The organism is Paenibacillus sp. JT31N11 (assembly GCF_056269285.1).
In genome coordinates, this window is sequence record NZ_JBWDNQ010000001.1 from 1,148,703 (window position 1) to 1,161,165 (window position 12,463).

The following is a 12,463-nucleotide window of genomic DNA, read 5'->3' on the forward strand; positions in this document are numbered from 1 at the left end:
GCTTACAAGAAGAGTCCAACTCACTATGTTCGTTCCGTTTTTGGATCGGCCTTATCAGCCGCCTTGTCCTTCATGAGGCTGCAAAATACAGTATTCAAGTCCGCGGCAGCCGGCTGCCTGGGCGATCGCCTCATTGATGAATTGAAGTGGATAAGTGATGGGCCGGAAAGCGTTGAGATTTAATAATCCGGATTGAATCATGCGGGCGATATGAGCGGGCGCATAGCTCGGGTACATGGAAGATCCTTTGATATTGAGCTCTTTAACGAGAGTCGTCAGGTACGGCAATGGAACCGGTGCTGTTACGCCTCCCGCGAAAACGATTGTTCCCCGCGGTTTAACCAGCGACATCCCGTTCTCCAGCATCGAAGTATCGTCGGTAATCCCCACCGCGTCAAGCATCATATCCACTTGGCAGGAGGCCTCAGGGAACGCGGATTCATATTCCTCCGCTTTCTCCGGGAGAGTGATGCCCAGAATTCGCTTTGGATCCAAAGCGGCGAGTGAGTGAAGAACAGTTGAATTCCGTCCCACTGCATAGATCCTGGATGCTCCCATAGCCAAAGCGACCAGAACAGACGCAGTCCCCAAATTGCCTGTTGCGCCAGTGATAAGAACAGCTTGTCCAGGCTGAAATTCACCCCGCAGAAACGCACCGTAAGCGATGCACAAGTAATACATGCATGCCAGCTTTGCATCGTCGTAATCGTCATGCCCATCAAGCGGGGTGATGCTCTCGAGCGGATAGACGGCCTGTTCAGCGAACGTCCCTTCTTTCCATTGTGCAAGAAGACTTCCGCAATCCGGCGTTAATCCGACCCAGCCCTTCAAAATACGCTCTGGCGCTTCCGAATTGTTACGGGCCGCGATTAGCGGACTGCAAAAAACTTTCTGTCCCGCCTGCAGACCGGTTACGTCATCCGCAACCTCTTCCACTGTTCCGATTGCGCATAAGCCCGGTGTATACGGAGTAGGGAGGTCGAACGGGAATTGTCCTCCAACGACAAGATGGGTAAACGAAAGAATCGGTGTAGCCAGAACACGTACACGAACACTGGAAGCATGCAGCGCAGGGGACGCGATTTCTTTCACCTCTAAGGGAGTGCCTGTCTGATATAAAATGGCTGCTTTCAAATGGAATATCCTCCTTCATGTTTGGGGTCATGTTTTATACTAGGAGATATTTTGTATAATAAGAAGGAGAGCGTTTATACAACTAGTAAGAATCGTGGTAGTAGAAGTACCATGTTAGCCGGAAAGGGGTGACAGGCTTGATGCCCTCCAATAGACATAAGGAGCTCGCGGATTTTTTGAAATCGCGGCGCTTGCGCTTGACCCCTCATGCCGCGGGATTGCCGGCTTCATCAGCAAAAAGGCGTATTCAGGGTCTCAGAAGGGAGGAGGTCGCTGCCCTGTCCGGGGTTTCGCTGGCCTGGTATACCTATCTGGAACAGGGACGGCCAATCCATGTCTCCGAGCAGGTCCTTGAAAGCCTGGTACGGGCGCTGCAGATGGATAACGATGAACGCAGTTATTTGTTTGCCCTGGCCAGCCAGCTGCTGATCAAGGAACCGGCTCCCTTACAGGAAAAAAACGTATCGCCATCCTTGCAATATATGCTTGATATCCTGCATGCTTGTCCGGCATACATCGTGGGGAATGGCTGGGAGATTCTGGCCTGGAACCGAATGGCTTGTGAAGTGTTCGGGGATTATTCCTTAATGGACAGGAACGGGCGCAACCTGGTCTGGCGGATGTTTGCCGATCCTGACCACCGCCTCTTGTTCAAGGATTGGGAATCTGCGGCCAGGCGGCTCCTGGCCCAATTCCGGAACTATTACGGCAAGAATATCGAGAATATGCGGTACACCGAATTGGTGGAGAAGCTTCAACAAATAAGTCCCGAGTTCAGGGAATGGTGGCAGAATCATGAGGTATTCGGCATACCTCTGGGAAAGAAGGAGCTGCAGCATCCTGCAGCGGGCACGCTGACACTGGAGTATAACAGCTTCCTTGTAGCAGAGGATCCTGATCTGATGCTGACTGTTTTTACACCTGATCTTAAGTCGGATACCCAAAAGAAATTAATGAGTTTAATGCAGAAATAAGAGAAAACAGCCTGCGCGCATCTCGAACTCTTTCTCATGAATCGCGGGAAAATGCTTCTACATGCCAATTGAAACAGCAAAAAAAGAGAGGGTACATAACCCTCTTTTTTGCTGTCTGGAATGCTTGAATGATTACTCACTAATTTCTTCCATTGCCAGCACATAACCATTCGATCTTGCTTCACCTGAATACTGTTTTCCTTCTATATCGAAGAGGTATGGAGCTGCGATGAAGCCTTTGAGTAAACGCTCCGTTACATTCTCATTAACCGTAATGAAGTAGACAATATCCAGCCTGGTATCAGCACTCACTATACCCAGCAGCAGTTTCCCGTTGGATAGAGGATGAGAAATTGATAGGCCATCTATTCTGATGCTGTCCGGATCAAGGGTGGTTCCATCCGGTGCAAGCCGGATTAATGTCACTTCTGCAGGCCAGTTGCCATTATTGGCTAATGAAGTCCTTAACTCCACAAGATCCCCTGATTCAACAAGCGTGGGCTTCGCGACTATTTCAAGTGTAATGATCGGTGAAAACAGCAATGTGGATACCACATTGGAGCTGGAATTTTGTCTGACTGTCCGTCCATCGGGCAGCAAAAACGTATACTGCAGATTGGCTTGGTTTTGCAGGGAAGGCAGCTGCTGAACGTTAGTCGCTTCTGGTATTGTCACCTGGAATTGTATTACAGCTGCTGAGTCCGCCATAAATGTACCTAACGGGATACCCTCCATAGGCCGGACGCCTTTGAGAATAACTCCATTTACCCGCACGCTGTCCCATACGAATAGAGTCCCGGAAGGAATGACATCGATCAACACCGCATCCACTGCAAGATTTCCATTGTTATTCAATGTTATTTCATAGCTTAATTGATCCCCTGGAGCTGCTTTGGATAAATCGACCTTTTTGCTGATGGTAATGTCAGGTTGAACAATAGCTACTATGGCCGTATTACTCGCAGTTGTTTCCTGATTCTCATCCATTTCATAGGTCACGATCGCTCGGTTTGTCATCGTCAAGGAGGGAGGAACACTTGTAATTCTGACCCGAAATGAAATTTCTGCTGCTGCGTCCGCACTCAATGTCGCGAGCTGTATGCCTGTGGCAGGCTCCGATTCGGGTTCGTACACACCAGCCGCGACAACGCTCCCGGGAATGAAGACAGCTCCTTCCGGAACCCCTATGACGGCATTAATATTGTATAAAAGACGGTTGCCCTCATTCCGGAGCAGTAAAGTATAGGTTACGACATCCCCGATGAAAGTAGTCGGAGTGCTCGCACCCAAAGCAATGGAAAGCTGGTAAGAAAGCAAGGAAACGCTCGTCATGTTGGAGTGAATTTCACCATTAACCTGCCTGCCCTCCGGGGTTGAAAATGTAAATCTTCCCTGTGCCACATTCTCCAGCTGGAGGGAGGGTGGTAGTGAGATTACGACAACCTGAAATATGACGGTCACTTGAGCCTCAGGGGTTAAGGTTCCCATTGGGATGCCGGTGTACGGCGTGGCCCCGGGAAGGGGGACGCCGTCTCTTTGAACACTGTTGGCGATAAAGGATACACCCGGAGGGAGAGTGTCAAATACAGAAACAAGAGCTGCAGTATTTCCGGCGTTTCTGGCAGTCAGGGTATATACAAGCGTTTCCCCCAGGGAAGCCAGGACTTTGTCCGTGCTTTTCAGTAATGATAGTACAGGGCCCACGACCGGGGTATTCACGGTATTGGAATAAGCAATTCCGCCAATACCCGATGCCGAGTCGAAGCGTACCATGGATTGGTTCTTGACGACAGGTCCAGGACGTGAGCCGGGGATCATAGAACGATTACCTGAACCTGGAACGTCACAGTGGAGGAGGCTCCTGCTGCAATTGTACCGATTACGATGCCGGAAGCCGGATTGCCTCCAGCGCGCGGGATTCCGTTAACAACAATGCTGCCCGGTATAAATTGGCTGCCGAGCGGAATGGGATCAACAAGTATGACATTGTTTACAGATGTAATTCCGTTATTAGTTACAACAATCGTGTAGGTGATGGTATCACCGACTACCGCATCGATCGACGGAGTGCTTTTGACAACGGACACGTCAGGTGAGGAGACCGGAATGATAAGAATGTTCGAAAGAGAAGAGCCGGTGAGCAGCCGCCCGTCAGGCGGTGTGAACGTGAAGGCGGCTGTTGCCTGATTCACAAGCTGCTGAGGTGATGGAAGTGATGCGACCGTAACTTGAAGGGTAATGGTTACATTAACCGTGCTGCCTGGGGCAATCGCTCCGATATTTAACCCGCTCGCGGGATTTGCTCCAGGCTGAGGCACACCGTTTACGAGGACGCTGTTTGGAATGAATATGGCTCCTGCCGGGATCGTATCTGTAATCGTTACATTTGCCTGCAAATTCCCGGTGTTTGTGACATTCAATGAGTAAGTTACGGTATCCCCAACGGTTGCATTGACCGTATCCGCACTTTTGACAACAACGATGATAGGCTGGTAAACCGGAATAACAAGTAAATTGGAGTAGGAGCTGCCGGAGAACGCGCCTGATGTAAAGCTGACGGCAATTTCATTGCTGAGTGTGGCGGGAACCGGAAGCACATTCACAATGGTCTGGAACGTTACAAGGAACGAAGCCCCTGCTGCAAGAGTGCCAAGAGAGATACCGCTTGCCGGGTTGGCTCCCGGACGCGGTGTACCGTCAACAGTTACACTGTCCGGAACAAAAGAGGAACCGGCCGGAATGGGATCACTCAGAACAATATTGCTTATATTGGCTATCCCGCTGTTGGTAACCGTTACGTTGTAAGTGATGGTATCTCCGACAACCGCATCAGCAGCGGCGGAACTCTTGATAATGGTTACATTTGGTGATGATACTGAGATCTCGGTAGTATTGGAGCTGATTGACTGGTTAAAGGTCCGTCCATCCGGAAGCTCGTAGGCATATGAGACGGATGCCTGATTGGTCAACTGCTGGCTGGCAGGCAGTGTGGCAATAATAACCGAGAACATAACGGTCAGGGTCGCGCCGCTGGCAATTGCTCCGAGCGGTATCCCTGCCGCAGGATCCGCTCCCGGTGCCGGACTGCCTTGTATAAGCACACTGTTGGCGACAAAAGTCGTACCCGCAGGAATGGTATCGCTTAAGGTGGCCGTCGCTCCGTAATTGCCGGTATTCGTAACAACCACTGTATAGACAATCGTATCTCCTACAGTGGCATTAATTGAACTTGAGCTTTTGACCGCAGTCAGAACCGGCTGATAGGCAGGGGTGGATACAACATTGGAGAAGGCAACGCTGGAAAGCACACCGGAGGTGAAGCTGACCGACGATTGATTATCGAGTTGACCGGAGAGTGGAAGTGAGGTTACTGTAACCGTGAATGCAACCACGATTGACGCACCCGGTGCCAGGCTGCCTAACGTAACCCCGGTTGACGGATTAACGGCCGGACGTGCTGCACCATCCACCAATACACTGCCTGAAACAAAAACCGTCCCTGCTGGAAGCGCGTCAGTGAAGACTGAATTATTGATGCTTGCAATCCCATTATTCGTTACAGTCGTGGAATAAACGATGGTATCACCGACTGTGGTTGCCGTTGTTGAAGTAGATTTAACGACAGCGACATTAGGGGCAGAGACTGGAATGCTGATCGTGTTCGACAGCACGGAGCGGTTAAGCGTTCGTCCGTCAGGAAGCGTGAAGCTGTATGCAGCTGTTCCTTGATTAACCAGCAGCTGTGGAGAAGGCTGCGAGGTGATCACTACCGAGAATACAACAACCGTCGTTCCTCCGGGAGCAACGAGTCCGGCTGCAATACCGGTTGACGGATTGGCTTGCGCCAGCGGGAGGCCATTGATGAGAACGCTGTTGGGCACGAAGGTGGTCCCTGCCGGAATATTGTCCGTTACCGTCACATCTGCTCCATAGTTGCCGGTATTGTTGACAGTTAATGTATAGCTTACCGTATCGCCAACGGTGGCATTTGCTGTACTGGCGCTTTTGGTGATGCCAATAGTTGGCTCAAACACGGACACCGTAACGGAATTGGAAAAGGTGGAGCCTGAAAAAACGCCCGAGGTGAAGGTGACGGACGCCTGATTGGTAAGCGATTCGCTGACGGGAACAGAGGTAACGATATAGCTGAAAGTAACAAGAGCAGATGCGCCGGAGGTCAGGGTTCCGATCGCAATTCCGGAAACAGGATTAGCTCCCGGAACGGGAACTCCATTTACAGTTACGCTGCCTGATACAAAAGCAGTACCGGCCGGTAAAGGGTCATTAACCACAATGTTATCTACAGGATCTGTACCGTTGTTAGTCAAATTTACAGAATAAGTAACCGTGTCGCCGACAGCAACCGCTGTAGATGGGGTACTCTTAACCACAGCTAAATTGGGAGCAGAAACGGGCAGCGTGACAATGTTTGATACAGCTGTACCTGTGAGCAATCTTCCATCAGGCGGTGTATACGTAAAGGTTGCGGATGCCTGGTTGGTGATTTGCTGCGGAGAAGGCAGCGTGACGATATCAACGGCAAAGCTGACGGAAAGGCTGGCACCTGGAGGAACTATACCGACAGCTATGCCAGTATTCGGCGCTGATCCGGGCTGAGGCGTACCTCCGACGATCACGCTGTTGGGACTGAAAACTGTGCTTGCAGGGATGGTATCGGTCAACGTTACATTTGCTGCCAGGTTGCCTGTATTGCTGACAACGATCGTGTAGACGACGGTATCGCCAACAGTTGGTGAGCTGTCTCCGTCGCCGTCTGAACCGCTTTTCACTAAGGAAATCTGCGGCTGAATGACTGGCGTTGACGTAATATTGGATGTGGAAGATCCGGAAAATACACCGGATGTGAAGCTGACGGATGACTGGTTATTAATTTCTGAAGGAATCGGCATCGTTATCATCACCTCGAATGTTACGGTAGCTGAAGCCCCGGGGGCCAGAGTACCGATTGGAATGCCGGCGGACGGAACTGATAGCGGTTGGGAAATACCTGCCACAATTACGGTTCCGGGAATGAAGGGCGCATTCTCAGGCAGAGGATCGCTGAGAACGATATTGTTCACGGCAGTCAGGCTGTTGTTCGACAGCACGGATGTGAACATAAGAATGTCACCCGTAACGGCTGTAGGGACGTTCACGCTCTTTACTACACTGACATTGGGCGCAGAGACGGGAACCGACAGTTGATTGGAAGCCGCGTTTCCTCCAGCCTGCCTCCCATCCGGAAGATTAAAGCTGTACGATGCTGCGGCGGAATTGAGCAGCTGCTGTGATGGAGGAAGGGCAACAACCGTAACAAGAAAATTAACGGTTATACTGTCGCCCGGAGCCAGCGGGCCTACAGGAATTCCAGTTACCGGACTGAACCCGGGCTGGGGCGCTCCACCGACAATCACGCTATTGGTCTCAAACACCGCTTGAGGGGGCAGGCTATCGCTGACTACCAGGCTGGCTGCAATATTACCGCTATTGCTTATAAGTATGGAATACGCAAGCGAGCTGCCCAACGAGGCCTGAGCAGCATTTGCGCTCTTGACCATACCGATTATCGGTGTATAAATCGGCGTTGTGATCGTATTTGATAAAGCTGTTCCGTTGAAGGAGCCGGAAGTAAAAGAAGCGTTGGCCCGATTATTGAATTCGGCGGGATCAGGCAGCGAAGCTGCCTGGACCTGAAACATTACGGTGACCGATGACCCCGCAGATATTGCACCCAGGGCAATTCCTGCAGCAGGGTTGGCTGCGGGTACCGCCGAGCCATTTACAGTCACGCTGCCGGCAATGAACGCTCCTCCAGAGGGAAGGGGATCAGAGACGACGACATTATTCACAGCCACGCTGCTGGGATTGGATATCACCACCATATAGGTCAGACTCTCTCCTACGGCGGCAGCTGCAACATTTGCGCTTTTGTTTATTGTAATGTTGGGAGCAGAGACCGGAATGCTGATTGTATTAGACAGGCTCGTTCCGGACAATATGCGTCCGCTGGGCAGCTGGTACGTGAAGCTGCTGCTGCCCTGATTTACCAATACAGGCGGCGCAGGCAGCGATTGGACGGATGTCAGGAAGGTTACGGCAGCTGCGGCACCGGGAGCCAGCGCTCCAAGCGATATTCCGCTGAGCGGTGAATCCAAAGGGCGTACTGCGCCATTTACCGTCACACTTCCGGGAACAAAGGCGGAGCCTTGCGGAATATTATCAGTCAGCAGTACGATTGCGGGAATGTTTCCGGAATTTTGTACATTCAGCGTATAGAGTACATTGCCGCCTACCGTAGCACTTGCTGTATTCGCGCTTTTAACAATGCTGATAACCGGTTGAAATACGGGCGTGGTAGTGGTATTCGACTGGGAGAGAGCAGTAAATGCACCTGAGCTGTAGGATGCCGACGACTTGTTGAGCATCTGGGCAGTGCCTGGCACGGAGGTGATAGCAACCTGGAATGTGACGGCTACATTGGTTCCGGCGGCAATTGTCCCCACAGAGATACCTGTTCCGGGATCAGCCGTCGGCCTCGATGAACCTGCTACCGTTACGCTTCCCGCAACCAGAGAGCTCCCGGCGGGAATGGTATCGGATAATATAACATTCGTTACAGCAGCGATTCCGTTGTTGCTGATCACGGAGGTGTACAGGAGAGTCTCGCCAACTGCAACATCGGCAAACCCTGCGCTTTTGACAACTGCGACGTTAGGCAGCGTAACCGGTATCGTCAGTATATTGGATGCAGCCGAACCGGCTAAGATGCGTCCGTCCGGAACCTGATAGGTAAAGGCTGTTGTTGCTTGATCAACCAATTGTGGTGGTGAAGGCAGAGTGTTGACTTGTACCCGGAATTGAACAGTCAAGCTTCCACCGGCAGCAATATTGCCGATGGAGATACCTGCTGCGGGGTTGCCGGATACCGGAACTCCCCCTACCGTAAAGCTGCCGGGAATGTAGGAGCTTCCGGCTGGTATGTTGTCAGTGAGTACGGCTGCCGCGCCGATGTTGCCCATGTTGGAAACCTGAAGGGTATAGGTGATTTGATCCCCGACGGTTGCGTTGGTTGAGCTGGCGCTTTTGACAATCGCCAGAACAGGGGAATATACCGGAAGGGTAACTGTATTGGAAGGGATAACTCCTGTTATGATGGGTCCTCCGGCTACGCTTTGAAACGTAAACGCAGCATTGGCCAAGTTGGCGACAACTTGTGGATTGGGCAATGAGGTTATCCGGGCTTGATATGTAACGGTTATGGAAGTACCTAAAGCCAAGGAGCCGAGAGGGACACCTGCATTGATATTATACGTAGGTCTTGAAACGCCGGCTATTACAACGCTTCCTGTTACGAAGGTTGATCCGGCAGGCAGAACGTCCGACAACACAATACTGGCCGCTCCGGCCGTTCCCGTGTTGCTCACAACCACAGTGTAGGTTACTGTATCGCCAACAATGGGACCTGCAACATTGGCGCTTTTGGTTACCCCTATTTTTGGCGCATTAATGTCAACCTGAATGGCATTGCCGTTGACGATATAGGCATCGCCAGAAGTAGTCAATGTCAAAACAGCTGAAGATTGGTTGTTAATGAATCTTGCCGAGATATCGATATTCGTAATATCCCAGCCCTGACGGCCTCCGGTTATATTGGTGCCCGGGTTTCCATTCGTCTGGTTGCGGTTCCCAAACGTTCCTGTCGTATTCAGCAGCCCTGCGTCATTATTTATTTGTGAGGCAAAAAAATTATTGGCAAAGTTATTGGGTCCTGACAAAGCCGCTTGAGTAGCTGAAGTAGGTCCGAATAACGCTTGATCGCCGGAACGGTTGGCATCTCCTTCCTGCGCGCTGAACAGCGCCCTGCCTCCGAGCGATCCGGAGATTGGGGTCGCAAAACCTGTGATTGTGGTGGAGACTGGCAGCGAGCTCGCTTGTACAAGTATAGCCCCGGCTCTCAGGGACATATTGCGAAAAGGCAGGGCAGGGTTCTGATAAATAACGCCAAGCGTCCAGCCGGCATGGTTGGCTGTCGTATCATTGTTGATTACAATCGTACCCACCACGCCGGCTGTGGTGTAAGTCCCGGCTCCGCCCTGTTGAACAAGGCTGGTGACATTGGCGGAACGGACATACGCAAACGCGCCGCCGCCCAGATTAACTTCGTTTCTCGTAGCCACATCTGACGTGACGCTAAACGTGCTTCCTGCAGGCGTTATAAGGGTTATAGGGTTGTTAATGGCTGAACTGAGATCGACGGTTCCATTGATATAGGAGCCGCCCCAAATCAGTTCCGCATATAGTACCGTGCTTCCCGACGGAAGAACAAGTATGGCTGCCGAGCTGTTGTTCTGATATAGATTTGTCGTTCCATTCGGATAAAGATTGAACACTGAACCTGTATTCACAGTGGTAAAGGCACCGATGCTATCCAAAGTACCGGGTACTCCGAGGACTTCGGATCGGCTAAGACCGAGTGTATTTCCTGTAAAAGTTACAGCACCGGTCGCATTAATCGTAGCCCTGACGACTAGTGGAATGATTTTCACCTCCTTGACAGTACCATTGAGGTTCAAACATAAAAACCACCAAAAGGTGAGGATTGAGCCTGATTCCTCCTGCATTAGATTAGCCTATGCTGGATGACAGGGATATTTGTATGTCCACAGTAATTTAGAGGAATTCTTGTACATTCAGAGATTTCAGCCTTCGTTCGATAAGAACATGTGGTTCCGGGTATGGAGTTCTGCTCATATCCTCCAGTTCCTGAAGGCTGATATCCTCTTTGATTACAGCAAAATGGTACATGATTTCATGTACCACATTTGCCTGCAAGGTCTTAAGTACTTCCAGCTCCTCAGTCTCATAGAAGGTCTGATCGAAAGGAAGCTGATAGAACAATTCCATTCGCAGCAGCCTGAAATCAAATGGAGGTACAGGGGGAGGGTAGTCCGGAAGTTCAGGACAGACCGGGCCCTGCAGTGGCTGAAAAAAATAGCCTGTTAAGTAACGCGGCGTATACTCGTCAAACCTCTGTTTGAACCAGGGGTTGGATATATGGGGAAAGCTGTGGGCATAAGGAGTAAGAATACAGAGAACCGCTTTATGCACACTAATCCTGTAGATTTCCGACATGACCGACATTAAATCATCCACATATGGTAGAACACGGCTGGCCATCACAAACTCGGCGGAATTGTCCGGCAGTGGAATGCCTTCATTAATATTGCAAACCATATCCACATCAGGGCCTTCAATTCGGTCGATTCCCAAATAACCTGTCTCTTTATTGGGCCCGCAGCCAATGTCGATTTTCAAGGGGACCACTCCTTTTGAGGATAAATAAGGCTCTCCACCATTGTATTACTCCCTGTATTCCGTGCGTCCGGCTGATGCCTAATAAAGATCGCAGTTATATAAAAGCTGGGGGAAATCGGCTATTGGTATTCATTGAATTTGACCCGGTGCCGGGTTCGGGAGTACGATGTTACTAGGGAAAATCACTGCAGTTTCACTATAATCGTACCATGGTACGTTTTCCAATTAACATAACCGGGCCGTGGTTCAGGGATATCAAACAATAACTATTGTGCAAAGATGAGGTGCTCGCGATTGCTGGAACGTAAGGAGCGTGTAGAACGAAGGGATGCCCGGGAACGCAGGCAGCTGATCTTGCAGAAGGCGTCTGAGCTGTTTGCCGAACATGGAGTCGAAAATGTCAGCATGCGGCAAATCGCAAGGGAGGCAGGAGTAGGACAAGGCACCTTGTACCGGAGCTATGCCCATAAAGGCGAGTTGTGCCTGGATTTGATCGAGGAGCAATGCATTCGCAATCATGAGAAGATGGTAGGTTATCTCAAGGAGAACATCAATGAATCTCTTCGGGTGCGTCTGGAGGTTATTCTGGAATATCACCTTATATCCCTTCAGGAAAATTCCCATGTGCTGGCCGCCATACAAGCGCCGACTTCCGAGGAACGGCAGAACGTGACCTTTCATACCCTGCATTATGAATTGGTGCATTCGGTCATCCATGGCTTGTTTCAGGAGTATATCGAGACGGGCGGTGAAAAACAGCTTGATCCTGTTTATATGGCGGACTCCATCATGGCGACGCTTCGTCCGGATGTTTATCTGTTTCACCGGCAGCATCGCAACTATTCGGCGGAGGAAATCAGGAGCAAGCTGTTCCAGATTTATATTGATCCTATTTTTGGAGGGCACTCGGACCCCCAATAACAGCTGATTATATACAGAGATTAATGAAAGTCCGCATAAATGCGGGCTTTTTTTGCACTTAATGATCAAAATGGATCAAAAAATATTATAAAAGATTATTAGATATTGTAAATTCAATC

The 12,463-nt window shown here is 50.5% G+C and carries 6 protein-coding genes; 2 read left to right on the forward strand and 4 right to left on the reverse strand.

Translation table 11 applies throughout. The features are described from left to right. Positions 1-54: 54 nt before the first annotated feature. A complete protein-coding gene (locus tag AC0YNV_RS04970) occupies positions 55-1,134 on the reverse strand; it encodes a zinc-binding dehydrogenase (RefSeq protein WP_475766338.1) in 1,080 nt (359 codons plus the stop codon). A 140-nt stretch (positions 1,135-1,274) separates the two neighbouring features. Between AC0YNV_RS04970 and AC0YNV_RS04975 the strand changes: the two genes are divergently transcribed. Continuing rightward, the gene (locus AC0YNV_RS04975; RefSeq protein WP_475766340.1) at positions 1,275-2,108 is read left to right on the forward strand and encodes a helix-turn-helix transcriptional regulator; all 834 of its coding nucleotides are present in this window, start codon (positions 1,275-1,277) and stop codon (positions 2,106-2,108) included. Between the two features lie 132 nt (positions 2,109-2,240). Here AC0YNV_RS04975 and AC0YNV_RS04980 read toward each other — a convergent pair whose 3' ends face one another. The 3 genes from AC0YNV_RS04980 to AC0YNV_RS04990 form a co-directional block, all read right to left on the reverse strand. Beyond that, positions 2,241-3,926 (reverse strand): hypothetical protein, encoded by a 1,686-nt coding sequence (locus AC0YNV_RS04980; protein ID WP_475766342.1) that lies wholly within the window; start codon positions 3,924-3,926, stop codon positions 2,241-2,243. Then, positions 3,923-10,681: a DUF7507 domain-containing protein gene (locus AC0YNV_RS04985; protein WP_475766344.1), complete on the reverse strand. Its 6,759-nt coding sequence runs from the start codon at positions 10,679-10,681 to the stop codon at positions 3,923-3,925. Before AC0YNV_RS04985 ends, AC0YNV_RS04980 begins: the two co-directional genes overlap by 4 nt. A gap of 97 nt (positions 10,682-10,778) precedes the next feature. Next, positions 10,779-11,423, reverse strand: a complete 645-nt coding sequence (locus tag AC0YNV_RS04990) for a methyltransferase domain-containing protein (RefSeq protein ID WP_475766345.1) — start codon at positions 11,421-11,423, stop codon at positions 10,779-10,781. A gap of 294 nt (positions 11,424-11,717) precedes the next feature. On the opposite strand from AC0YNV_RS04990, the gene AC0YNV_RS04995 reads away from it, so the two are divergent. Continuing rightward, entirely contained in the window at positions 11,718-12,344 is a 627-nt protein-coding gene (locus AC0YNV_RS04995; protein WP_475766347.1) for a TetR/AcrR family transcriptional regulator, read from the forward strand. The last annotated feature ends 119 nt before the right edge of the window (positions 12,345-12,463 follow it).

Coding starts and splice junctions, on each gene's coding strand:
- AC0YNV_RS04975 (WP_475766340.1), top strand. CDS start 1,275: ATGCCCTCCAATAGACATAAGGAGCTCGCGGATTTTTTGAAATCGCGG.
- AC0YNV_RS04980 (WP_475766342.1), bottom strand. CDS start 3,926: ATGATCCCCGGCTCACGTCCTGGACCTGTCGTCAAGAACCAATCCATG.